Annotated in this window: 16 protein-coding genes; 5 read left to right on the forward strand and 11 right to left on the reverse strand. The window is 71.0% G+C overall.

The genetic code is table 11. The annotated features are described in order from the left end of the window. Nucleotides 1-7: 7 nt before the first annotated feature. The 7 genes from ABD350_RS04260 to ngcE all read right to left on the reverse strand — a co-directional run bounded on the left by ABD350_RS04260 (nucleotide 8) and on the right by ngcE (nucleotide 8298). Nucleotides 8-1321, reverse strand: a complete 1314-nt coding sequence (locus ABD350_RS04260; RefSeq protein WP_344346323.1) for a sugar ABC transporter permease — start codon at nucleotides 1319-1321, stop codon at nucleotides 8-10. After that, nucleotides 1318-2118: an ATP-binding cassette domain-containing protein gene (locus ABD350_RS04265; protein ID WP_344346324.1), complete on the reverse strand. Its 801-nt coding sequence runs from the start codon at nucleotides 2116-2118 to the stop codon at nucleotides 1318-1320. The genes ABD350_RS04260 and ABD350_RS04265 overlap by 4 nt, the downstream gene beginning before the upstream one ends. A gap of 196 nt (nucleotides 2119-2314) precedes the next feature. Then, nucleotides 2315-3424: a substrate-binding domain-containing protein gene (locus ABD350_RS04270; RefSeq protein ID WP_344346420.1), complete on the reverse strand. Its 1110-nt coding sequence runs from the start codon at nucleotides 3422-3424 to the stop codon at nucleotides 2315-2317. Between the two features lie 133 nt (nucleotides 3425-3557). Then, on the reverse strand, nucleotides 3558-4757 hold the full coding sequence (locus ABD350_RS04275) for an ROK family transcriptional regulator (RefSeq protein WP_344346325.1): 1200 nt from the start codon (nucleotides 4755-4757) through the stop codon (nucleotides 3558-3560). Between the two features lie 205 nt (nucleotides 4758-4962). Further along, on the reverse strand, nucleotides 4963-5892 hold the full coding sequence (locus ABD350_RS04280; RefSeq protein WP_344346326.1) for a carbohydrate ABC transporter permease: 930 nt from the start codon (nucleotides 5890-5892) through the stop codon (nucleotides 4963-4965). A gap of 4 nt (nucleotides 5893-5896) precedes the next feature. After that, the gene (locus ABD350_RS04285; RefSeq protein ID WP_344346327.1) at nucleotides 5897-6823 is read right to left on the reverse strand and encodes a carbohydrate ABC transporter permease; all 927 of its coding nucleotides are present in this window, start codon (nucleotides 6821-6823) and stop codon (nucleotides 5897-5899) included. A 29-nt stretch (nucleotides 6824-6852) separates the two neighbouring features. Further along, nucleotides 6853-8298, reverse strand: coding sequence for an N-acetylglucosamine/diacetylchitobiose ABC transporter substrate-binding protein (gene ngcE, locus ABD350_RS04290; protein ID WP_344346328.1), 1446 nt, complete (start codon nucleotides 8296-8298; stop codon nucleotides 6853-6855). A 340-nt stretch (nucleotides 8299-8638) separates the two neighbouring features. Here ngcE and ABD350_RS04295 point away from each other — a divergent pair, with 340 nt between their 5' ends. The 3 genes from ABD350_RS04295 (at nucleotide 8639) to ABD350_RS04305 (ending at nucleotide 14759) form a co-directional block, all read left to right on the forward strand. Then, complete coding sequence (locus tag ABD350_RS04295; protein ID WP_344346330.1) at nucleotides 8639-12442, forward strand: GH92 family glycosyl hydrolase; 3804 nt, start codon at nucleotides 8639-8641, stop codon at nucleotides 12440-12442. Nucleotides 12443-12690: 248 nt separating this feature from the next. Further along, nucleotides 12691-13659, forward strand: coding sequence for a dTDP-glucose 4,6-dehydratase (rfbB, locus tag ABD350_RS04300; RefSeq protein ID WP_344346332.1), 969 nt, complete (start codon nucleotides 12691-12693; stop codon nucleotides 13657-13659). Nucleotides 13660-13862: 203 nt separating this feature from the next. Beyond that, entirely contained in the window at nucleotides 13863-14759 is an 897-nt protein-coding gene (locus ABD350_RS04305) for an alpha/beta hydrolase (RefSeq protein ID WP_344346421.1), read from the forward strand. Nucleotides 14760-14847: 88 nt separating this feature from the next. Here ABD350_RS04305 and ABD350_RS04310 read toward each other — a convergent pair whose 3' ends face one another. The 4 genes from ABD350_RS04310 to ABD350_RS04325 all read right to left on the reverse strand — a co-directional run bounded on the left by ABD350_RS04310 (nucleotide 14848) and on the right by ABD350_RS04325 (nucleotide 22412). Beyond that, nucleotides 14848-15435, reverse strand: a complete 588-nt coding sequence (locus ABD350_RS04310) for an NADPH-dependent FMN reductase (RefSeq protein ID WP_344346333.1) — start codon at nucleotides 15433-15435, stop codon at nucleotides 14848-14850. Nucleotides 15436-15497: 62 nt separating this feature from the next. Further along, entirely contained in the window at nucleotides 15498-16409 is a 912-nt protein-coding gene (locus ABD350_RS04315; protein WP_344346334.1) for an NADP-dependent oxidoreductase, read from the reverse strand. Between the two features lie 609 nt (nucleotides 16410-17018). Continuing rightward, nucleotides 17019-19736, reverse strand: a complete 2718-nt coding sequence (gene acnA / locus ABD350_RS04320; RefSeq protein WP_344346335.1) for an aconitate hydratase AcnA — start codon at nucleotides 19734-19736, stop codon at nucleotides 17019-17021. Nucleotides 19737-19997: 261 nt separating this feature from the next. Further along, complete coding sequence (locus tag ABD350_RS04325) at nucleotides 19998-22412, reverse strand: ATP-binding protein (protein ID WP_344346336.1); 2415 nt, start codon at nucleotides 22410-22412, stop codon at nucleotides 19998-20000. Between the two features lie 391 nt (nucleotides 22413-22803). On the opposite strand from ABD350_RS04325, the gene ABD350_RS04330 reads away from it, so the two are divergent. Next, on the forward strand, nucleotides 22804-23535 hold the full coding sequence (locus ABD350_RS04330; RefSeq protein ID WP_344346337.1) for a DUF4232 domain-containing protein: 732 nt from the start codon (nucleotides 22804-22806) through the stop codon (nucleotides 23533-23535). Between the two features lie 227 nt (nucleotides 23536-23762). After that, a complete protein-coding gene (locus ABD350_RS04335; RefSeq protein WP_344346338.1) occupies nucleotides 23763-25292 on the forward strand; it encodes a helix-turn-helix domain-containing protein in 1530 nt (509 codons plus the stop codon). The last annotated feature ends 43 nt before the right edge of the window (nucleotides 25293-25335 follow it).

The raw sequence follows: 25335 nt of genomic DNA on the forward strand, positions 1-25335 counted from the left end.
GCGGGCGCTAGGCGCGGCCCGCGGTCTTCTGCGTCTTGCGCGTGATGGAGTCGATCACGACGGTGGTCAGCAGGACGGCGGCGGTGATCATGTACTTCACCGGCTCCGCGATGGACTGCAGCTGCAGACCGTACTGGATGGAGACGATCACCAGCACGCCCAGTAGCGCGTTCCAGGTCCGGCCGCGTCCGCCGAAGAGCGAGGTGCCGCCGATGACGGCCGCGGCGATGGCGTTCATCAGCAGGTCGCCGGTGCCGGCGCTCTGGTTGGCCGAGGCGATCTTCGAGGCCAGGAACAGGCCGCCGATCGCGGCGAAACCGCCGGAGATCGCGAAGACGGAGATCCGGACCGCCGTGACGTTGATGCCCGCACGCCGCGACGCCTCGACGCTGCCGCCGAGCGCGAAGACCTTGCGGCCGTAGGTGGTGCGGCGCAGCAGGAAGTCCGTCGCGACCAGGAACACCAGGAAGATCACCGTGGCCAGCGGCAGGCCCTTGTACTGGTTGTACATGTAGGCGGCGGCGAAGGCGACCACGGCCAGCAGCACCGTGCGCAGCACCGTGTCGCTCAGCGGCCGGGCCGGGATGCCGGCGGCCTCGCGGCGCCGGTTGCCGAGGAAGGAGGTGAGGAAGAACACCGCGACGACGACTACGGCGAGCCCGTAGGCGGCGGCGATGTCCGAGAAGTAGTACGTGGTCAGCTTGGCGACCAGTCCCTCGCCGTCCAGGTTGATCGTGCCGTCCTCGCCCAGCACCTTCAGCATGAAGCCGAGCCAGAACAGCAGGCCGGCCAGGGTGACGGCGAAGGCGGGGGCGCCGAGCACCGCGAAGAAGAAGCCGTGCAGCGCGCCGATGGCGACACCGGCGGCGATGGCGAGGAGGACGGCCGCCCACTCGGGCCAGCCCTGGTTGACGGCGAGGACGGCCATCAGGGCGCTGGCCGCGCCGCTGACCGAGCCCACCGAGAGGTCGATCTCGCCGAGCAGCAGCACGAAGACGATGCCGACGGAGATCATGCCCGTGCCGACCATCGTGATCGTCACGTCGTTGATGTTCTGCGCGGACAGGAAGTTGGAGTTCAGCGCCTGGAAGATCACGCAGATGATCACCAGGCCGACGATGACCGGCAGGGAGCCCAGCTCGCCGGCCTTCATCTTGCGCTTGAACTCGTTCCAGTACCCGAGCAGGCCCTCTTCCTGCACCAGCAGGCGCGGGTCGACGGCGGTGACCGCGGCGGCGGCGGCCTCGGGGTTCTCGACCGGCGTCGCGTCCTGCGCGGACGTCGTGCCGGGGTCGGTGGCGGAGGTCTTGTCGATGCTCACTGGGAAGCCTCCCCGTTCGCGCTGGACGTGCGCGCGGCACGGCGGGTCACGGCATTGTCGGTGGCGCCGGTGATGGCGGAGATGATCTCCTCCTGCGAGGTCGTGCCGACCTCGAAGACGCCGTTGTTGCGGCCGAGGCGCAGGACGGCGACCTTGTCGGCCACCGCCTTCACGTCCGCCATGTTGTGGCTGATGAGGATGACGGCGTGGCCGCGCTCGCGCAGCCGCTCGACCAGGTCGAGCACCTGGGCGGTCTGCTCGACGCCGAGGGCGGCGGTGGGCTCGTCCAGGATGACCAGCTTGGGGTCGCCGAGCATGGATCGGGCGATGGCCACGGTCTGGCGCTGACCGCCGGAGAGCGAGGCGATCGGGATACGGACGCTGGGGATGCGGATCGACAGCGTGGTGAGCAGCTCGCGGGCGCGGCGCTCCATCTCGACCTCGTCCAGCACGCCCCACTTCCTCAGCTCACGGCCGAGGAAGAGGTTGCCGACGACATCGATGTTGTCGCACAGCGCGAGGTCCTGGTAGACCGTCGCGATGCCCAGCGCCTGGGCGTCGTGGGGCTTGCTGATCGACACGGGCTTGCCATCCCATTCGATGGCACCCTCGTCGATGGGGTGGACGCCGGCGATCGTCTTGACCAGCGTGGACTTTCCGGCGCCGTTGTCGCCGACCAGGGCGACCACCTCACCGGCGTGGATCTCGAGCTCTACGTCGGTGAGCGCCTGAACGGCACCGAACCGCTTGGAGACCCCGCGCAACGCCAGCACGGGCGTAGCGGACACGTGAACCATCTCCTTCGCCGCCTGACCCGGCGGGAGGTTGTGCAGAAGTTTGGGGGAGGGCGTTCCGTCCGGCGCCCCGGGCCGAGCTCGCGGGGCTGGTGGATGCGCCGGGGCGCCGGAGGAGCGGGACGCGGCCGGCCGTCGTCCGCGCCACGGGCGTTCAGGGGTCGAACGCCCGGCGGACGGGGATGGGGCCGGGGGCCGCTTACTTGGTGAGGCCGAGCTTGTCGCAGGCGGCCTTGTACTTGCCGGAGCAGATCTCGTCGACGGTGTAGATGCCGTCCTTGATCACGGTGTCCTTGATGTTGTCCTTGGTGAGGGACACGACCGGGACCAGGACGGACGGGATGTCCTTGGCGCTGGCGCTGGAGACCTTGTTCTTGGCGATGGAGTCCAGGCTCTCGCCCTTGGCGAGCGCGACGGCCATCTGGGCGGCGGTCGCCGCCTCCTGCGGGTACGACTTGTACACGCTCATGTACTGGTCACCGGTGACGATGCGCTGCACACCCGCCAGCTCGGCGTCCTGGCCGGTGACCGGGACGTTCAGGTCCGCGGCCTTGAGGGCGGTGATGATGGCGCCGGCCATGGTGTCGTTGGCGGAGTAGACGCCCACGATGTTCTTCTTGCCGACGGCGGAGATGGCCGCCTCCATCTCGGAGTTGGCGTTGTCCGGCGCCCACTCCTTGGTGTCGTACTCCTTGGCGATGGTGACCTTGCCGTCCAGGACGGAGTGCGCGCCGTCCTTGAACTGCTTGGCGTTGGGGTCGGTCACCGAGCCGTTGATCATGACGATCTTGGCGGACTTGGTGGCCTTGTCGCCCAGCGCCTTCAGCAGGGCCTCGCCCTGGGTCTTGCCGACCTCGACGTTGTCGAAGGAGGTGTAGGCGCTGATCGGGCCCTCGGCCAGGCGGTCGTAGGCGACGACCTTGATGCCCTGGTCCACGGCCTTCTTGACGGAGTTCTGGATCGCCTTGGCGTCCACCGCGTCGATGATCAGGACGTCCACCTTGTTGGTGATCATGGTGTCGACCTGCTGGGCCTGCAGGTTGGCGTCCTGACGGGCGTTGTTGTACTGGACCTTGCCCTTGCCGTTGGTCAGCTCCCTGACCTTCTTCTCGATCATCGGCCGGTCGAACTTCTCGTACCGCGCGGTCTTGTTCTCCGGAAGGAGCAGACCGACCGTGATGTCGTCGCCCTTCTTGGCGGCCGACGCGGAGGAAGAGTCGTCGTTGCCCTTCGACTCCTTGGCGCTGCCACAGGCGGCCAGCGAGACGGCCATCGCGCCCGCGGCAACGGCAACGGCGGCACGACGCATACGTGCGTTCACTTGAGAAACCTCCCTGACGAGGCCGCGTCGTTGCGGCCGAGGTGGCTGGAAGTCAACTCGGCCACACGTGCGACGTCAAGAAGTAAATCCTTAACGAGATGGCAACGGTGCCATCCGTTCTCTAAGTGAAGACAGGCGCCGTGCCCAGCAGGGCGCCGTCCAAAAGGGTGGAATCACCCATCTCGCTGAGGGCGAGGGCGAGCGCGCCGAGCACCTCGGCCCGGCCGCCAAGTGCCCCGGGAAGAACGGACAGTTGACGGGCGGCGCTGGGGATGGCGTAGCGGCCGACGGACTCCCTGATCGGCCCGAGCACCAGCTCGCCGGCCTCGGCGAGGTCGCCGCCGAGGACCACCCGGCTCGGGTTGAGCAGATTGCAGAGGTTGGCCACTCCGCTGCCGATGTGGCGGCCGACGTCGGCGATCACCCGGCGGCAGCCGGGGTCCCCGTCCCTGGCCAGCCTGACGATGCCCTCCATGGTCAGGTCGGGTCCGTGGCTGGGCTGGAGCAGCGGGAGCACATAGCGCGCCGCCGCGAAGGTCTCCAGGCAGCCGCGGTTGCCGCAGCGGCAGACCGGGCCGGACTCGTCGAGGGTGATGTGCCCGATCTCGCCGGCCGTGCCGCCCGGGCCGCGGTAGATCTTGCCGTCGATCACCAGCCCGGCGCCGACACCGCTGGCGACCTTGATGTAGGCCAGGTCCCGCACGCCCTTGCCGCTGCCCCAGACCAGTTCGCCGAGGGCGCCGAGGTTGGCGTCGTTGTCCACGTGCACGGGTACGCCGAGCCGTTCGCGCAGCTCCTCGGCGGGCTTGGTGCCGCCCCAGCCGGGCAGGATCGCGGTGGAGCCGAGGGTGCCGGACTCCACGTCGATCGGGCCGGGCACGCCGAGGCCGACGCCGGCCACCTTGGTCCGGTCCACGCCGGTCGCCGCGACGAGGCGGTTGACCAGCTGTTCGGCCCGGTCGAAACCCTGGTCGGCGGAGGCGTCGACGTCCAGCGGCTCGGCCTCCTCGGCCAGCACCTGGTGGGCCAGGTTGCCGACCGCGACACGCAGATGGGTGTGTCCGAAGTCGACCCCGATCACGATGCCGGCGTCCCCGCTCAGGCTGACGCTGCGGGCCCGCCGCCCGCCCGCCGACGTGGGGGTGACCTCGACGGTTCCGCCGTCCTTCAGCTCCCGCACGATGTTGGAGACGGTGGCTGCGGACAGCCCGGTCGTCCGCGCGATCTCCGCCTGAGTGAGGGACCCGGCCAGTCGTACGGCCCGGACCACCCGCTCCAGGTTGGCTCGGTGCAGTGACGACTGCGACCCTGGAGTCTCCACGACGACCTCCTGAGCGCGGGGCCGCTTCGGCGAGGCCCCGTGTATGTCCAACTAGTGAACTCTAAGCTGAGCCGTTCGGGGCGACTCACGTCAAGAGGTTGAACCGTTTCCGGGTACCCGGCACAGCCGCGCGCACCGCCCCGTACCCGCCGGGACGGTGTGCGCACGCGCAATCACGGGGTGTGGCCCCGCCGGGTGGCCGCGGCTACTTCAGCGCCCCCGCGGTCAGCCCCTGCACCACCTGCCGCTGGAAGACGATGTACGCCGCGAGCACCGGCAGCATCGCCATGACCAGGCCCGCGAACAGGCCGGACCAGTCGCCCTTGTAGCCCTGGCTGACCGCGAGCTGGACGAGTCCCTGGGTGAGGACCTTCTTGTCCGGGTCGGTGTTCAGGACCGTGGGCAGCATGTACTGGTTCCACTGGCCCAGGAAGTTGAAGATGCCCACGCTGATCAGACCGGGCTTGGCCATGGGCAGCATGACCTGGAAGAACGTACGCGTGTGCGAAGCGCCGTCCACGAAGGCCGCCTCCGCCACCGAGGTGGGCAGAGTGCGGAAGAACGCCGTGAGGAAGAACACCGTGAACGGCAGCGAGTAGGCGATGTAGACCAGGATGAGGCCGTGGATCGTGTTCAGCAGCCCCATGTTGTTCACGACGTAGAACAGCGGGACCAACGCGAGCATGACCGGGAAGCTCATGCCGCCGACGAACAGGTAGTAGATGAAGCGGTTGCCCGGGAAGTCGAACCGGGCCAGCACATAGGCCGCCATCGAGCCGAGCACCAGGGTGCCCACGAGCGAGCCGCCGACCACCAGGACGGTGTTCAGGAAGTAGTCGCTCATATGGGCGTCGGTCCAGGCCCGGGCCCAGTTGTCGAAGTGCAGCCGGTCCGGCAGGGACCAGGGCGAGCCGAAGATGGAGCCGTCGTCCTTGAAGGACGTCATCACCGCCCACACCAGCGGCATGACCACCATGACGGCCCAGATCACGAGGACGCCGTGGGAGAAGACGTTGAGGACGCTCCCCTCCTGCCGCCGCCCGGAGGGCCGGCGCGCGGCCGGAGGGGAATCCGTCTTGTCAACGGTGGCGCCGGACTCGGCCGGCGGCGGGGCGGGGGTCTCGGTCGTCTTCATCGGTTCAGAACTCCAGCCGCTCGCGACGGCCCAGCCGCATCACGATCGCCGCGAACGCGAGCGTGACGATCAGCAGGGCGACGCCGATGGTGGTGGCGTACGCGGCCTGACCGTCCCGGAACGCCCTCTGGTACACGTAGAGGACCATCACGGTGGTCGAGTAGTCCGGCCCGCCCGGTCCCGTCGTCATGATCTGGACGACCGCGAAGGACTCCGCGCCGAGGGCGAGGATGCCCATGTAGACCCAGCCGGACTGCACGGTGTCCCACAGCAGTGGCAGGGTGACGCGGAAGAAGGTGGTGGCGCGGCTCGCGCCGTCCAGCAGCGCCGCCTCGTACAGCTCGGCCGGGATCGAGGCCATGCCCGCGGAGAACAGGACCACGAAGAAACCGACCGTGGACCACACGAGCACCGCCATCACACACCACAGGGCGAGGTTCGGATCGCCCAGCCACAGCGGCTGCACGCCGTCGAGGCCGATGCCGCGCAGCAGCGAGTTGATCGCTCCGCTGTCCGGGTTGTAGGCGAAGGCGAACAGCAGCGAGACGATCGCGATCGAGAGCACCTGCGGAAAGAAATAGACGATTTTGTAGAAGGCCGAGCCGCGCACCCCGGAAATGGCGGGACCGCCCCTGCGCCGCCGGCCGCCCACATTGATCATGAAGGCGAAGAACAGCGCCAGACCCAGTGTCACCACCGGCAGCACCAGAGCGAACAGGAGACTGTGCTGCAACGACTTCCAGAAGATGTCGTCGTCGAGCATCCTCTCGTAGTTGTCGAACCCGACCATCTCGAAATCGGGGCTGAGGCCCGTCCAGTCCGTGAACGAGTAGTAGATGGACTGGATGAACGGCCATACCACGAAGAGCGCGTACAGTCCCAGGGGCAGTGCCAGAAACCCCACGATGAACCGGTATTTGCCGTGCTGCATCGCCACTCCGGTGCTGTCAGGGTGCCGGATTACTGGTGCTTGTAGTGCTTGATGGAGGAGTCCTTGGCCGCCTCGTCGGCGAATGACTGGATCTTCTTGATCGCCTCGGCCGGGGTGAGCCGGCCGGCCATCATCTCGCCGAGACCGGAGACCCCGATCTTCTCCTTCTGCAACTGCACGTACCAGTCCTGCATCCGGGGGTTCACCACGTTGTCCCCGGCCTTCTCCAGCGCCGCCACACCCGACTTCAGGCCCGGGGTGAGGGTGATGCCGGAGGTGCCGCCGTTGAACGCGGTCAGCGACTTCACCTTGGCGGTGAAGTTCTTCGAGGACGCCTCGGAGAGCATGATGCGCAACTGCTCCATGCCGCCCTCGGCGTTCTTCGCCTTGGCCGGGACGATGAAGGGCTCGCCGCCGCAGGCCCAGATGGTGCCGAACGGCAGCTTGTCGGAGCCGTCGAGGCCGGAGGGCGCGGAGACGGCGAGGCCGAAGTCGGACGGGATGACGTTGGCCGACTCGTTCTCCACCCAGGAGCCGTTCGGGAGGAACAGCGCCTTGCCCTTGGCCCACGCCGTCTGCGACTGGATGTGGTCCAGGCCCGGGGTGCCCCGGAGGATGTAGCCCTTCTTGTACAGCTCGTAGTAGGCCTCGAAGCAGGCCTTGACCGCGGGGTGCCTCCAGGCGTTCGGCTCCAGGTTGTCGATGGCGTCGAGCACCTCGCGCCCGCCGACCTTGGCGATCATCGGGTACAGCGAGAAGGGGATGTAGTACGGGTACTTGCCCGCGTAGGTCCAGCCCGCGATGCCCTTCTTCTTGGCCTTGGCGCACAGCGCGAGCATGTCGTCCCAGGTCTCCGGGTACGCCGCGTCCAGCGAGTCCAGGGCCTTCTGCGAGTACCAGACGCCGTAGACCGTGTAGGCGTAGTACAGGATCCAGACCGGGTCGCCGTCGAACTGGCCCATCTCCACGATGCCGGGGCGCAGGGTGTCGCGGACCTTCTTGTCCGGGTCGTCGTAGGACGGGGCGTCCAGCAGCGCGGTGAGATCGGCGAGCTGGTTCTTGCCGACGAGGACGCCCATGTCCATCTGCTCGGCGCCGGAGTTGTCGATGAGGTCCGGCGGGGTGCCCTGGTTGAAGCGGGGCTGGAGGGTGGACTGGATCTTCTGGGTGGCCGCGAACTTCACCTCGGCCTTGGGGAAGTCGCGCTCGTAGATCTTCACCGCGTCCTCGGCGTACTCCTTGCCGAAACCGCCGTCGAAGAGGACGAATTCCAGCCCGGCGGTGTCGTTGACACCGAGCGGGTTCCTGGCGGTCTTCTTGCCCTGCTCGGCCTTGTCCTGTCCGTCGCCGCCGCTGCTCGCACAGGCGGACAGCAGGCCCATCCCCGGCGTGGCGATCAGACCGAGCGCCGCCGAGCGCTTGATCAGATCGCGGCGGCCGACACCCTCGGCACCGTGGTGCGCAGTGGATCCCATGCTCAAGTCCTCGCCTTCTCCAGGACTCAGGCGGTGAACCGGATCCTTGCCGGCACCGCAGGTCGGGTCGTGCAGGGTCGTGCGGGAAACGCCGACAGGTATAGTCCACTTGACCCCGGTGGACAAGATCGAGTGCATGGTTCCCCCAGGGTCTTTTCCGAGTTGAGACCTGCCGGAAATACGAGCCCGCGACACGTGCCGCGCAGGAAAAATTCGCGGCATTACTCCCCGAATGCCACAGCCAACACCCTTGACATCATCGGCCACTTGACCACCTACTGGTCCTGCGCCCGGTAGCTGACAACGTTGTCCGAGGGGGCGCAGGAGGGGACATCCGTAGATGCAGCGGAGAACTCGGCACAGATGGGGTCCGGCGGCCGTCCTCACGGCCGCCTTCGTCATGGCCGTCGGCGCCCAGGGCGCGGCGGTCGCCCTGCCGGCCAGACCTCCGGCACCCGACCGGGAGTTCGCATCCTCGTTCGAGGCGGGCGATCCGGCGCCGGACTGGCTGAACACCGTGGACACCGGCCCGGACGGGAGCAAACGGGCGGCGGGAGTCGACGGCGGCTACAGCACCGGCATCCCGGGCAACGTGACCGACCATGTCACCGAGGTCCGGGCCGGCGGCGAGAACGCGGGCGCGGGCGAGGTCAAGGAGAACCTGGTCGACGGCGAGCCCGGCACCAAATGGCTGACCTTCGAGCCCGTCGGCTGGGCGGAGTTCGACCTGGACAAGCCGGTCAGGATCCAGACGTACGCGCTCACCTCGGCCAACGACTACGCCGAGCGCGACCCCAGGGACTGGACCCTGAAGGCCTCCGCCGACGGCACGCGCTGGACGACGCTCGACACCCGCTCCGGCGAGACCTTCTCCGAGCGGTACCTGACCAAGTCGTACGACCTGGCCGAGCCGGGCCTCTACCGGCACTTCCGGCTGGAGGTGACGCGGAACAACGGCGCCCCGGACGTCCTCCAGCTCGCCGACGTGCAGTTCTCCACCGGAGGCGGCGGCGGACCGGTGCCGCGGGACATGCTGACCCTGGTGGACAAGGGCCCCAGCGGCTCCCCGACCGCCAAGGCGCGGGCCGGGTTCACCGGTCTGCGCGCGCTGCGCTACGCCGGCCGGCACACGGCGGACGGCCGCGCCTACTCGTCCAACAAGGTCTTCGACGTGAACGTGAAGGTCGGCCGCGACACCGAGCTGGCGTACCGGATCTTCCCGTCGATGGCCGACGGCGACCGCGACTACGACGCCACCAACGTCTCCGTCGACCTGGCCTTCACCGACGGCACCTACCTCGCCGACCTGGGCGCCCTGGACCGGCACGGCTTCCCGCTCTCCCCCCGCGGGCAGGGCGCGTCGAAGGCGCTGTACGTCAACCAGTGGAACGAGGTGGCCGCGCGGATCGGTCCGGTGGCGGCCGGGAAGACCGTCGACCGGATCCTGGTGGCCTACGACTCCCCGGACGGCCCGGCGAAGTTCCGCGGCTGGCTGGACGACGTGTCCCTGAGGCCGGTGGCGCCCGCGAAACCGAAGGCGCACCTGGCGGACTACGCGCTGACCACCCGCGGCACCCACTCCAGCGGCAGCTTCTCGCGCGGCAACACCTTCCCGGCGACCGCCGTACCGCACGGCTTCAACTTCTGGACGCCGGTGACCAACGCGTCCTCGCTGAGCTGGCTGTACGAGTACGCGCGCGCGAACAACGCGGACAACCTGCCGACGATCCAGGCGTTCAGCGCCAGTCATGAGCCGAGCCCCTGGATGGGCGACCGGCAGACCTTCCAGGTGATGCCGTCGGCCGCGGCCGGTCCCCCGGACACCGGCCGCGAGGCGCGCGAACTGGCCTTCCGGCACGAGAACGAGACCGCGCGGCCCTACTACTACGGGGTCCGGTTCGAAAACGGCCTCAAGGCCGAGCTGACCCCGACCGACCACGCGGCCGTGCTGCGCTTCACCTACCCCGGCGACGACGCGAGCGTGCTGTTCGACAACGTCACCGAGCAGGCCGGGCTGACGCTCGACAAGGAGCACGGAAGGGTCACCGGCTACTCGGACGTGAAGTCGGGCCTGTCCACGGGCGCCACCCGGCTGTTCGTGTACGGCGAGTTCGACAAGCCGGTGACGGACGGCGCGGCGAGCGGGGTGAAGGGCTATCTGCGGTTCGCCCCGGGCGCCGACCGCACCGTCACCCTGCGCCTGGCGACCTCGCTGATCGGCGTCGAGCAGGCGAGGGAGAACCTGCGCCTGGAGATCCCCGAGGGCACGTCCTTCGACGCCGTCAAGGCGCGCGCCCGGCACGCCTGGGACGAACTGCTCGGCAAGGTCGAGGTGGAGGGCGCGAGCGAGGACCAGCTGACCACGCTCTACTCCGGCCTGTACCGGCTGTACCTGTACCCCAACTCCGGGTTCGAGAAGGTCGGCGGCGAGGACCGCTACGCGTCCCCCTTCTCCCCCATGCCGGGTCCGGACACCCCCACGCACACCGGCGCGAGGATCGTCGACGGCAAGGTGTACGTCAACAACGGCTTCTGGGACACCTACCGCACCACCTGGCCCGCCTACTCGTTCCTGACCCCCACTCGGGCGGGCGAACTGGTCGACGGGTTCGTGCAGCACTACAAGGACGGCGGCTGGACCTCCCGCTGGTCCTCCCCCGGCTACGCCGACCTGATGACCGGCACCTCCTCGGACGTGGCCTTCGCCGACGCCTACGTCAAAGGCGTGCGGTTCGACGCGAAGGCGGCGTACGACGCGGCCGTGAAGAACGCCACCGCCGTCCCGCCCGCGCCGGGCGTGGGCCGCAAGGGCATGGCCACTTCCCCGTTCCTCGGCTACACCCCGACCGACACCCACGAGGGCCTGTCCTGGGCGATGGAGGGGTACGTCAACGACTACGGCATCGCGAAGATGGGCGAGGCGCTGTACAAGAAGACGGGCGAGAAGCGCTACCTGGAGGAGTCGCGGTACTTCCTCGACCGCGCCCGCGACTACGTGCGGCTGTTCGACACCAGGGCGGGCTTCTTCCAGGGCCGGGACGCCAAGGGCGCCTGGCGGGTGGACTCCGCGACGTACGACCCGCGGGTGTGGGGCCACGACTACACCGAGACCAACGGCTGGGGCTACGCCTTCACCGTCCCGCAGGACAGCCGGGGCCTGGCCAACCTGTACGGCGGCCGGCAAGGCCTCGCGGACAAGCTCGACGCCTACTTCGCCACCCCGGAGACCGCCTCCCCGGACTATGTGGGCTCCTACGGCGGTGTCATCCACGAGATGACCGAGGCCCGGGACGTCCGGATGGGCATGTACGGCCACTCCAACCAGGTCGCGCACCACGTCCTGTACATGTACGACGCGGCCGGCCAGCCGTGGAAGACGCAGGCCTATGTGCGCGAGGCGCTGTCCCGGCTGTACACCGGCAGCGGGATCGGGCAGGGCTACCACGGCGACGAGGACAACGGCGAGCAGTCCGCCTGGTACCTGTTCTCCGCGCTCGGCTTCTACCCGCTGGTGATGGGCAGCGGCGAGTACGCCATCGGCTCCCCGCTGTTCAAGAAGGCGACCGTGCACCTGGAGAACGGCCGGGACCTGGTGGTGCGGGCCCCGCGGAACAGCGCGACGAACGTCTATGTGCAGGGAGTCGAGGTCAACGGCCGCCCCTGGACGTCGACCTCGCTCCCCCACTCGCTGCTGGCCAAGGGCGGGGTGCTGGACTTCTCCATGGGTCCGCAGCCGTCGGCCTGGGGCACGGGCGAGAACGCGGCGCCGGTCTCGATCACCCGGGACGACAAGGTGCCCGAGCCCCGCGCGGACGTCCTCAAGGGGGCGGGGCCGCTCTTCGACGACACCTCGGCGACGAGCACGACGCTCACCTCGGCCGAGCTGCCGGCCCAGGGCGCCGTACGGCCCGTCCGGTACACGCTGACCTCGGGGGCCGACCACACCACCGCGCCGTCCGGCTGGACCCTCCAGGGCTCCGCCGACGGCACGACCTGGCGGACCCTGGACCACCGCAGCGGCGAGACGTTCGCCTGGGACCGCCAGACCCGCCCCTTCACCATCGCCGCGCCGGGCACGTACGCCCGCTACCGCCTGGTCCTGGACGGCGAGTCCACCCTGGCGGAGGTGGAACTGCTGGCCTGACCGCACACCGGGTACGGTCACCGGCCCGCCGGAAGAGCCCCGCGGCCCTTCCGGCGGGCCGGTCGCGCGTGGGCGGGGTGGTGCGGGCGGGGGGTGCGAGCCGGGTGGGCGGGTGGTGCGGGCCGGGGGCGGGGGCCGGTCGGCGAGGTGACGCGCCGGCCGCCCATACTGCGTTCGAGGACCCCGTTCGCCACAGGAGCACCGATGACCCCACGCACCCCCGCCCGCACCGCACGGGAGGCGACGGCATGAGACTGCTGGTCACCGGCGGAGCCGGGTTCATCGGCTCCCACTTCGTGCGCACGCTGCTCGACGGCGGTTACCCCGGCCACGAGACGTCCCGGGTGACCGTCCTCGACAAGCTCACCTACGCCGGAAACCGGGACAACCTGCCCGCGGCGCATCCCCGGCTGGAGTTCGTGCGCGGCGACGTCTGCGACCCGGAGCTGCTGGACCGGATCCTCCCCGGGCACGACGCGGTGGTGCACTTCGCCGCGGAGTCGCACGTGGACCGGTCGCTCCGCTCGGCGCCGGAGTTCGTCCACACCAACGTGCTCGGCACCCAGACGCTGCTGGACGCCTGTCTCGCGGCGGGCACCGAGCGGTTCGTCCACGTCTCCACCGACGAGGTGTACGGATCGATAGCCGAGGGGTCCTGGACGGAGGAGCACCCGCTGCTGCCCAACTCGCCGTACGCGGCCTCCAAGGCCTCCTCGGACCTGCTCGTGCGCGCCTGTCACCGCACGCACGGCCTGAACGTGTCGATCACCCGCTGCTCGAACAACTACGGCCCCTACCAGCACCCCGAAAAACTGATCCCGCTGTTCGTGACCCGCCTGCTGGAGGGCCGGCCGGTGCCGCTCTACGGCGACGGGCGCAACGTGCGCGAGTGGCTGCACGTCGACGACCACTGCCGGGCCGTCGCGCTGGTGCTCGACCGGGGCCGGCCGGGCGAGGTCTACAACGTCGGCGGCGGCGACGCGCGCACCAACCGGGAGGTCACCGAACGGCTGCTCGCGCTGTGCGGCGCCGACTGGTCGCGGGTACGGCACGTGCCCGACCGCAAGGGGCACGACCTGCGGTACGCCCTGGACGACGGCAAGATCCGCGAGGAGCTGGGCTACGCCCCGCGGATCCCGTTCGAGCGGGGGCTCGCCGACGTGGTCGCCTGGTACCGCGACCACCCCGGCTGGTGGAAGGCCGCCGCCGGCGCCTGATGCGCGGCGATCGCGCGCACGGCTTGGTAGAAAGGCAGGGCGAGGCGACTGATCGGCTCGCAGGCCGCCGCTCCGCCGCACCGCTCGTCACCCCACCTCGTCACCGCGCCGCCCACGACAGGAGGTACCCCCCGGTGCAGGCCGTATCGTCGCCAGGGCTCACCCGTCCGGACTCCCCCACGCCCACCCCGCCGGACCCGCCCATCCCGCCGGACCCGCCCGGCCCCCGGGAGCTGACGCTCGACGGCGGCGACGGAGTACGGCTGTCGGGCCTGCTGGCCGAACCCGGGGCGGGGCAGGAGCCCAGGGCCGTGGTGATCGCCCTGCACGGCAGCGGCATGCGGGCCGGTTACTTCGACAACCGGGCACGGCCGGGCCTGTCGCTGCTGGAGCTGGGCGGCCGGCTCGGCTACACCGTGCTGGCGCTCGACCGCCCGGGCTACGGCGCCTCGGCCGCCGCGCTGCCGGACGGGCAGGACCTGGCCGGACAGACCGCCACGCTCGGCACGGCCCTGGCCGACTTCGCCGGACGGTGGCCGGCCGGCGCCGGGTTCTTCCTGCTCGCCCACTCCGGCGGCGGCCGGCTCGCGCTGTCCACCGCGGCGGACGACGCCCTGCCGGCCCCGCTGATCGGGCTGGACCTGTCCGGTCTGGGCAGCGCCTTCGCCGTGGCGCCCGACCAGCTGCCCGGCGCCGGCGCGCCCGGGGCGTGGCGGCGGCACTGGGGGGAGCTGCGGCTGTATCCGCCGGAGGCCTTCCGGCAGGGGCAGCAACTGGTGGCGCCGGTGCCCGCCACGGAGGCCGGCGAGACCCTGGCCTGGCCCCGGATGTACCCGGAGCTGGCCGCCCGGGTACGGGTCCCGGTCCGGTTCACCTTCGCCGAGCAGGAGCAGTGGTGGCGCACCGACGAGGAGGCGGTGCGCGCCCTGCTGGTGCCGCTCGCCGCGCCGCGTGCGGTGGTGGACCGGCTGCCCGACGCCGGGCACAACATCAGCCTCGGCTGGGCCGCCCGCACCTACCATCTGCGGGCCCTGGCCTTCCTGGAGGAGTGTCTGCTGGCCCGCGCGGCGGCGCCGCCCACCCGTCGGCCCGTCGGCTGACCGCCGCTGGCGTCCCCTCCGGTCAGGACCGGGCCGGTTCCGTCTTCGGGGGCGTCCAGGATGGGCCGGTCGTCCCGTTGCCCACGGATCAGCCCTCGTAGGGGCGGGCGGCGCGGCCCTCACGCAGGGTCAGGCCCCACCAGGCGAGCTGGTCGAGCAGCACGGAGGCGGCCTTGCCGACGCCGTCGGGGTCCTGGGGGCGGCCCTGCTCGTCGAACTGCTCCCAGGCCATGTGGAAGCCGACGGTGTCGCGCAGGGTGACGGCGTGCAGCTCGGCGAAGACCTGGCGCAGCTGCTCCACGGCCCGCTGGCCGCCGGCCAGGCCGCCGTAGGAGACGAAGCCGACGGGTTTGGCCCGCCACTCGCGGTAGACGTAGTCGATGGCGAGCTTCAGCGAGGCCGGGTAGCCGTGGTTGTACTCGGGCGTGACGACGACGTACCCGTCCAGTCCGCCGATGCGCTGGGCCAGGGTGAGGGCGCCCTCCCGTGGCTCGGTGGCGTCCAGGGTGAGCTTCAGCTCCGCCACGAGCGCCGGTTCGGAGAGGTCGATGACGTGGACGTCCATGTCCTCACGCCGGCCGATCTCGGAGAGGAACCACTGGGCGACCTTGTCGGCGAACCGGCCGGTGCGCACGCTGCCGATGATGACGCCGATCTTCAGGGGGGTCGTGGGCATGAGGGAACTCCTGACAGGAAGGAAAGGGAAATATGGGGAGAAAAGGGAGAGGTGACGACGGCTCAGTCGGCCAGCAGGACGATCTTTCCGCGGCCGTGGCCGGTCTCCAGCTCGCGGTGCGCGTCGGCGGCCCGGGCCAGCGGCAGGGCCTTGCGGACGTGCACGGTGAGCTTGCCGTCGGCGACCAGCCCGGTCAGTTCGGCGAGCCGTCGCGCGGAGCGCCGGCTGCCGATCCAGCGCACGCCCAGCTCCTCATAGACCTCGTGGGCGAAGATGGTGCCGACGCGGTCCTTGTCCTTGACGAGTTCGGCCGCGACCCGCAGGCCCTCGGCGCTCGCCGTGTCCAGGGCGGCGTCCACGCCCTCGGGCGCCGCCGCGCGGACCCGGTCGATCAGGCCCTCGCCGTAGGCGACCGGGACGGCGCCCAGCTCGCGCAGGTAGGCGTGGTTCTCCTCGCGGCCGGTGGCGATCACCTTGGCGCCCCGGGCCACCGCGAGCTGTACCGCGATGGTGCCGACCCCGCCGGCGGCGCCGTTGACGAGCACGGTCTCGCCCTCGCCGACGCCGAGGATCTCGATCGCGGTGTGGGCGGTCTGGCCGGAGGCGGACAGGCAGCCGGCGACCTCCCAGGACAGCGCGGCGGGCTTGGGCACGACCTGGTCCGCGGGGACGACGAGGTACTCGGCATAGGTGAGCTGGACGCGGTAGCCCAGGACCTCGTCGCCGGCCGAGAATCCGGTGACGCCCTCGCCGAGCACGTCCACCACGCCGGCGAAGTCGCCGCCGGTGATGTGCGGGAAGGTGACGGTGAAGCCGGGCGGGGCCCAGCCGGAGCGGACCGCGCAGTCGGTGGGCTGGGCGCCGGCCGCCTTCACCCGCACCCGCACCTCGCCCGGCCCCGGCTCGGGCGTCGGCAGCTCCATCAGCTCCAGGACCTCGGGCCCGCCGAACGCGCGGAACGCGACAGCCTTCATCGGTTCAACCCCCCATGACAGTAAGGAACTCGGGCGGAGCGGCGGCCGGTGGCCCGCCGTCGCCGGCAACAGGACGAACGTAGAAGCTCAAGTCCGCTTGAGGTCAAGCGCCGGTCATGAGGGACGCCTTGGCTACCGGTGGGGGCGCCGGCGGTGGTGACAAGGGCCTGGCACGCAGGGCGCGCCCCGGGGGCACACAAGCCCCAGGGGCCACAGCGAGGATCGCCGGTACCACAGAGGCCCGCGTGCGCTCCGGCAGGCGCGCGCCGATATCACCCGGTCGGGCTAGCGAAGCGGGTTGACGGGGTCGGCGGGGGCGGCGGTACAGTCGAGGTCGAAGCCTGATGACAACGATGTCGCGAGGGTCGGCGGTCACGTCGGCCGCGCACCCCCTCCCCCCCTCTCCGGGCAGGCATCCCCCCCTCACCTGCCCGGTTCGCGGACCCGGTGACTCGGCCACCGGGTCCGCCCAGAGCAGCCCCACCGTCCGCCCGGCGGCCGGTACGCGGGTGCGGGCCCCGGGCCGGCGCGTGGACGGGACGGCGAAGGGCCGCGCCCCCGGGTGCCGGGGACGCGGCCCTGTGCCGCCGAACCGCTGTGCAGCGCCGCTTACTTGCGGATCAGGTTGCGCAGCACGTACTGCATGATGCCGCCGTTGCGGTAGTAGTCGGCCTCGCCGGGGGTGTCGATGCGGACGACCGCGTCGAACTCCACACCGGTGTCGGTGGTGACCTTGACCGTGCGCGGGGTACGGCCCTCGTTCAGCTCGGTGACGCCGGAGAAGGAGAAGGTCTCCTCGCCGGTCAGACCGAGGGACTCGGCGGACGCACCCTCCGGGAACTGCAGCGGCAGGACGCCCATGCCGATCAGGTTGGAGCGGTGGATGCGCTCGTAGGACTCGGCGATGACGGCCTTCACGCCGAGCAGCGCGGTGCCCTTGGCCGCCCAGTCGCGGGACGAGCCGGAGCCGTACTCCTTGCCGGCCAGGACGACCAGCGGGATGCCGGCGGCCTGGTAGTTCTGCGAGGCGTCGTAGATGAAGGAGACCGGGCCGCCGTCCTGGGTGAAGTCGCGGGTGTAGCCGCCCTCCGTGCCCGGCGCGATCTGGTTGCGCAGGCGGATGTTGGCGAACGTGCCGCGGATCATGACCTCGTGGTTGCCTCGGCGGGAGCCGTAGGAGTTGAAGTCGCGCCGCTCGACGCCGTGCTCGGTGAGGTACTTGCCGGCGGGGGTGTCGGCCTTGATGGCACCGGCCGGGGAGATGTGGTCGGTGGTGACCGAGTCGCCCAGCTTGGCCAGGACGCGGGCGCCGGTGATGTCCTCGACCGGGGCCGGGTCCATGGTCATGCCCTCGAAGTACGGGGGCTTGCGGACGTAGGTGGACTCCGCGTCCCACTCGAAGGTGTCGCCGGTCGGGATCGGCAGCGACTGCCACTGGGCGTCGCCGGCGAAGACGTCGCTGTAGGACTTGGAGAACATGTCCTCGCCGATGGCGTTGGCGACGACGTCGTTCACCTCCGCCTCGGAGGGCCAGATGTCCTTCAGGTAGACCGGGTTGCCGTCCTGGTCGGTGCCCAGGGCCTCGCGGGTGATGTCCAGCTTCATGGAACCGGCGATGGCGTAGGCGACGACCAGCGGCGGGGACGCCAGGTAGTTCATCTTGACGTCGGGGTTGATCCGGCCCTCGAAGTTCCGGTTGCCGGAGAGGACCGAGGTGACGGCGAGGTCGTGGTCGTTGACGGCCTTGGAGACCTCCTCCGGCAGCGGGCCGGAGTTGCCGATGCAGGTGGTGCAGCCGTAGCCGACCAGGTTGAAGCCGAGCTTGTCCAGGTACGGCGTGAGGCCGGCCTTGTCGAAGTAGTCGGTGACGACCTTGGAGCCCGGGGCCAGGGTGGACTTCACCCACGGCTTGCGGGTCAGGCCCTTCTCGACCGCCTTCTTGGCCACCAGGGCGGCGGCGACCATGACGTACGGGTTGGAGGTGTTGGTGCAGGAGGTGATGGCCGCGACCGTCACCGCGCCGTGGTCCAGCTCGTAGGTGGTGCCGTCGGGGGCGGTCACCTGGACCGGGTTGCTCGGGGCGCCGTTCGGGGCGACCGCCGGGGCGTCGGAGGCCGGGAAGGACTCCTGGCCCGCCTCGTCCACGATGTCCACGTAGTTGCGGACGTCCTGCTTGAACTGCTCGGCGGCGTTCGCGAGGACGATGCGGTCCTGCGGGCGCTTCGGGCCGGCGATGGAGGGGACGACCGTGGAGAGGTCCAGCTCCAGCTTCTCGGAGAAGTCCGGCTCGGCGGCCGGGTCAAGCCAGAGGCCCTGCTCCTTGGCGTACGCCTCGACCAGGGCGACCTGCTGCTCGGAACGGCCGGTCAGGCGCAGGTAGTTCAGGGTCTCGTCGTCGATCGGGAAGATGGCGGCGGTGGAGCCGAACTCCGGCGACATGTTGCCGATGGTGGCGCGGTTGGCCAGGGAGGTGGCGGCCACGCCCTCGCCGTAGAACTCGACGAACTTGCCGACCACACCGTGCTTGCGGAGCATCTCGGTGATGGTGAGCACGAGGTCGGTGGCGGTGGTGCCGGGGCTCAGCTCGCCGGTGAGCTTGAAGCCGACGACGCGCGGGATGAGCATGGAGACCGGCTGGCCGAGCATGGCGGCCTCGGCCTCGATGCCGCCGACGCCCCAGCCGAGGACGCCGAGGCCGTTGACCATGGTGGTGTGCGAGTCGGTGCCGACCAGGGTGTCCGGGTAGGCCTTGCCGTCGCGGACCATGACGACACGGGCCAGGTGCTCGATGTTCACCTGGTGGACGATGCCGGTGCCCGGCGGGACGACCTTGAACTCGTCGAAGGCGGTCTGGCCCCAGCGCAGGAACTGGTAGCGCTCCTTGTTGCGGCCGTACTCCAGCTCGACGTTCTGCTTGAAGGCGTCGGTGGTGCCGAACTTGTCGGCGATGACGGAGTGGTCGATGACCAGCTCGGCCGGCGCCAGCGGGTTGATCTTCGCCGGGTCGCCGCCCAGCTCCTTCACGGCCTCGCGCATCGTGGCGAGGTCCACGACGCAGGGGACACCGGTGAAGTCCTGCATGATCACGCGGGCCGGCGTGAACTGGATCTCCTGGCTGGGCTGGGCCTGGGAGTCCCAGTTGCCGAGGGCGCGGATGTGGTCGGCGGTGATGTTCGCGCCGTCCTCCGTGCGGAGCAGGTTCTCCAGCAGGACCTTGAGGCTGTACGGCAGCCGGGCCGAGCCCTCCACCTTGTCCAGCCGGAAGATCTCGTACGACTCGCCGCCCACCTGCAGCGTGCTGCGGGCGTCGAAGCTGTTCGCCGACACGACAGTCTCCTTCATTGATGTGCGCGTACCACCGTCAATCGTGCCGCCACGCCGGCTTGGCCGAACCAGTAAGGTCAGGCTAAGTTAGGTAGGCCTTACCAGTGTGGCGACCGCGGTGCGCCTCGGCAGATATCTCGATGTCGAGATAACACTAGTACATGGGCGCGGCCTGGTCATGTCCGCACACGTTCTCCGGCCCCGGAGGCCGGGTCTTTTCCCGCGTGCTCCACGCCGCCCCGGCCACCGGACGGCGGCGCGGCCTCACGTGCCGGCGGTGGTCCGGTCGAGCGCGGTGAGCGCCGCGTCGGCCTCGGTCCGGCGTGGGCTCCTCAGCACCGCCAGGTCGGCGCGGGCGGCCAGCAGCGTCTGCCGGGCCTCGGGGTGTCCCACGGCACCGAGCGCCCGGCCCAGGTCGAGCCGGGCCGGTGCGGCCCAGGCCGGCATCTGCGCGGCCTCGAAGGCGGCGAGGGCCTGCCGCAGCGGCGCCTCGGCCTCCTGCCAGCGTTCCAGGGCCGCCAGGTCGTTGCCGATCTGCTGCCGGGCGACCGCGAGGTACAGCGCGATCAGCTCTTTCGTCCGGCCCGGAATCCCCGCGCGGCAGATCCGCTCGCTGCGCCGGTGGATGTCCAGGGCCTCGGCCGCCCGGCCGGTCTGGCGCAGCAGGGTGCCGAGGCTGTTGAGGACCGTCAGCTCGGCCAGCCGCCCCTGCGGGGACTCCTGTGCGGCGAGACGGCGGGCCGCGCCGCGCAGCCGCTCCTGAGCCTCTTCCGGGCGGCCCAGCCGACTGAGCGCGCCCGCGCCGTAGCCGAGCGCCCAGCCCTCTTGCAGCCCGTCCCCGCAGTCGCGGGCCGCCGTGAGCGCGGCGTCGGCGCTCGTCAGGGCGGCGCGGGGGTCGTGGACGCAGAGGTTGTAGGCCCAGGCGAGGTAGTTGAGGTGAACCGCCTCCTCACGCCGGCTGCCCAGGGCGCGGGCGGCGTCGGCGGAGCGCTGGAACACCTCCACCCACTGTTCCCAGTGCTGGTTGATGTCGGAGAACCAGTGCATCGCGTCCGCCGTGTCCAGGACCTGCCGGTGCCGGCCGGCCTCGTGGGCCCGGCGCAGCGCGGCGAGCCACTGGGCCCGCTCGGCCTCCAGCCAGGCCCGTGCCTCGTCCCGGCCGGTGGGCGCCGTGTCCGGGTCCGGGTCCGCCTGCGCCGCGGTCCGTTCGTGGTCGACGTCGAAGTGCAGCGCGGCTGCGGTGGCCCGGCGCAGCATCCAGTCCGCCGTCCGGTCGAGGGCGGCGTCCCGGACCTCCGGGCCGTCCTCGGTCTCGGCCAGTTCGGCCGCGTAGAGCCTGAGCAGGTCGTGGAAGCGGTACCGCTCGGCGGCGGCGTCGCTCTGCAGCAGACCGGCGTCGGTCAGTTCCTCGGCGCGGGCGACCGCCTCGTCGTGGGACAGGCCGGCCAGGAGCGCGCCGGTCTCCGGGCTGAAGTCCGCCCCGGCGGCCAGCGCGGCGCGGCGCAGCAAGGTCCGCGAGTCGGGGGGCAGCTGACGGTACGAGAGCGCGAAGGCGGCGCGCACCCGCAGGCTTCCGGCCTGGAGGCCGTCCAGCCGCCGGCCCTCGGCGGCGAGACGGGCGACGAGCTTGCCGAGGCGTTCGTGCGGGCGGCCGAGGAGCCGCTGGCCGGCGATCCGGACGGCCAGCGGGAGGTGTCCGCACAGGTCGGCGAGGTCGCGGGCGGCCTGCGCCTCCGCCCGCACCCGGTCCGGGCCGATGATGCGGGTCAGGAGTTCCACCGCCTCCTCGCGCCGCAGCAGGGCCAGATCGGCGCGGTGCACGGACTCCAGACCCGTCAGGGCGTGGCGGCTGGTGACGAGGGTCAGGGACGGGCCGGTGCCGGGCAGCAGGGGGGCGACCTGGGCCTCGTCGGCGGCGTTGTCCAGCAGCAGGAGCACGCGCCGGTCGCCGACCAGGGACCGCCACAGGCCGGCGCGGTCGTCGGTGCCGGCCGGCAGCGCGGCGTCGGCGACCCCCAGCGCGCCCAGCAGCCGGGCCAGCGCGTCCCGGGGGGTGGTCGGCTCGGGATCCATGCCGTGCAGGTCCAGGGCGAACTGCCCGTCGGGGAAGTGCGGGGCGAGGAGGTGGGCGGCGTGCACCGCGAACGCGGTCTTGCCCAGACCGGGCTGCCCGGCGACCACGCTGACCACCGGCCGGCCCCCGGCGGCGTCCCGCGCGAGGTCCAGCAGCCGGGCGAGGGCCGGACCGCGCGCGGTGAAGTCCTGGATGTCGCGCGGCAGGGCCAGGGGGCCGGGGCCGGCCGGACCGGTGGCCGCCCGGGGACGCGGCCGGCCGAGAGCTGCGGCCCCCTCCAGGCCCGCCGCCTCGCCCTCGTCCAGCCCCAGCGCTTCGGCCAGCGCCTGGACCGTACGGCGCTGCGGCCCCCGGGTACGCCCGCGTTCCATGTCCGCCAGCGCCCGGACACTCACCTGGGCGGCGTGCGAGAGGGCTTCCTGGCTCAGTCCGGCACGGGTCCGCAGACGACGCAGCCGCTGCCCGAAGTCCTCGGTGGGGGGTGTGCCGTTGCCCGCGGTGGGGGGCGCGTCGGAGGGCGTGCCGTTGTCCTGGATGGAGGGTGCGCCGTCGTCCCGGGGGGAGGGCGTGCCGTAATCCGCGTTGGAGGGTGTGCCGTCGCGCACCGTCGATGTCCCCGATCGTCCGGCTCGTCCGGTTGAGAGCCCCCGGCAGAAGTATGGCCGACGGTACTTCCGCCGGGGGAACCGCATGGGCGGCGAAGACCGGAAGTGGTCGACTGAAGACCGACGCGGAACGGTCGGCCTTCCGGGACCTCCGGGACCTTTGGGGCATCGGGGACACAGGCGGACCTGGCCTTCCGGGACTTCCGGGCTCCGGCGGACCCGGCGGCGCCTTCCGGACGGCCGGCCCGTCGGGGGACGGGGCGGCCGGGGCCTGTACGGGCCCAGGAGCGGCACGGACCATCCGCCGTCGACTGAAGAACCGCACCACCAGCAGGACGACCTCGGCCGGCGGCACTGCGCCCCGGCCCCGCACAGACCAGGGGGAACCTCCATGAACACCTCACGTCACCGCTCCGCACTGCTCGCCGTCGCGGGCACGGCTCTCGTCCTCTCCCTCACCGCCTGCCAGAGCGACGGGGACACCGAGTCGAAGTCCTCGCCCTCCCCCGCGGCCACCGTGGCGTCGTCCGCGGCGTCCGCCCAGCCGGCCGGCGACAAGGGCACCGGCACGTCCGGGACGACGGGATCGACCGACTCGGCGCGCTCGACGGGCTCGACGGGCTCCAAGGGGTCGAAGGACTCCGCGGACTCGACCGGCTCGACCGGCGCTACCGGCTCCACCGGCGAGCGGGCCTCCGCCTCCGCCCCGCTCTGCACCGCGGGGGACGTCACCGTCAGTGCCGCCACGCAGGACGGCCCGCCCTACACCCACATCGTCCTCACGGCGAAGAACACCTCCCCCCACGCCTGCCGGCTGACGGGCTTCCCGCACATCCAGTTCCTGGAGAGCCACAAGCGGGACGTCCCGGCCGTGGCCAAGAGCAAGCCGGCCACCCCGGTCGTCCTCACGGCGGGAGCCCCGGCCTACGCCCTGGTCAAGCTGTCGGACGGCGGAGTCGACGAGGAGAACGAACCCGTGTCGGCGTTCTCGGTCACACTGGAGGGCGACCCCACGGTCATCGCCGTCGGCGCGCCCGGCAGCGAAGGCATCGCCGTCGACCCGGCCAAGGCGCTCACCGGCTACTGGACCCCCGAACTGCGCAACGGCGCGGACGACTTCTGAGCCGGGTTCCGGGTCGGTTCCGGGTTCGGTTCCAAGCCCGGTCCTGAGCCCGGTTCCCAGTCCGGTGGGCTCCGCGCAGGCGGAGCCGACCGGCCTCCGTACGGCCCACCCCGCCGGAGGTGGCGGCGGCCTCCCGTGCGGCCGACTGGCTGACGTTGTGTCACCTCCGTCACTCGAACGGACCCCCCTGACGTGCGCCATCTCATATCTGAGATAGCCTCAAGGTCATGTCAGACGACTACCTCGTACGCATCGGCAAGCTCATCCGTGACGCCCGGCAGCACCGTGGCTGGACGCAGACGCAACTCGCGGAGGCGCTCGGCACCAGCCAGAGCGCGGTCAACCGCATCGAGCGCGGCAACCAAAACATCAGCCTTGAGATGATCGCCCGAATCGGTGAAGCCCTGGACAGCGAGATCGTGTCCCTGGGTTATGCGGGTCCGATGCACCTGCGCGTGGTCGGCGGTCGCCGTCTGTCCGGTGCCATCGACGTCAAGACCAGCAAGAACGCGTGCGTGGCCCTGCTGTGCGCCTCGCTGCTGAACAAGGGACGCACGGTACTGCGCCGGGTGGCGCGCATCGAGGAGGTGTACCGCCTGCTGGAGGTACTGAACTCCATCGGCGTGCGCACCCGCTGGATCAACGACGGCGTCGACCTGGAGATCATCCCGCCCGCCGAGCTGGAGATGGCGGCGATCGACGCGGAGGCCGCCGTGCGCACCCGCTCGATCATCATGTTCTTCGGCCCGCTGCTGCACCGCATGGACCGCTTCAAGCTGCCGTACGCCGGCGGCTGCGACCTGGGCACGCGGACCATCGAGCCGCACATGATCGCCCTGCGCCGGTTCGGCCTGGACATCGCGGCCACCGAGGGCCAGTACCACGCCCAGGTGGACCGCTCGGTCCGCCCGGACCGGCCGATCGTGCTGACCGAGCGCGGCGACACCGTGACCGAGAACGCGCTGCTGGCCGCCGCCCGCCACGACGGCGTCACGGTCATCCGCAACGCCTCCTCCAACTACATGGTCCAGGACCTGTGCTTCTTCCTGGAGGCGCTGGGCGTGAAGGTGGAGGGCATCGGCACCACCACGCTCACCGTGCACGGCGTGCCGAACATCGACGTCGACGTGGACTACTCCCCCTCCGAGGACCCGGTCGAGGCGATGAGCCTGCTGGCCGCCGCCGTGGTCACCGAGTCGGAGCTGACGGTGCGCCGGGTTCCGATCGAGTTCCTGGAGATCGAGCTGGCGGTCCTGGAGGAGATGGGCCTCGACCACGACCGCAGCCCCGAGTACTGCGCGGACAACGGCCGTACGCGCCTGGTCGACCTCACGGTCCGCCCCTCCAAGCTGGAGGCGCCGATCGACAAGATCCACCCCATGCCGTTCCCCGGCCTGAACATCGACAACGTCCCGTTCTTCGCGGCCATCACGGCCACCGCGCAGGGCAAGACCCTCATCCACGACTGGGTCTACGACAACCGCGCCATCTACCTGACCGACCTCAACCGCCTCGGCGGCCGGCTCCAGCTCCTGGACCCGCACCGGGTCCTGGTCGAGGGCCCGACCCGCTGGCGCGCGGCCGAGATGATGTGCCCGCCGGCCCTGCGCCCGGCGGTGGTCGTCCTGCTGGCGATGATGGCGGCGGAGGGCACGTCCGTGCTCCGCAACGTCTACGTCATCAACCGCGGCTACGAGGACCTGGCGGAACGCCTGAACTCGATCGGGGCACAGATCGAGATCTTCCGGGACATCTGATACGCCGCTGCCGCCGCACCCTCCCCGACCTGCTATTCAGCGG

It is taken from the genome of Streptomyces nogalater (genome assembly GCF_039532885.1).
GTDB lineage: Bacteria > Actinomycetota > Actinomycetes > Streptomycetales > Streptomycetaceae > Streptomyces > Streptomyces nogalater.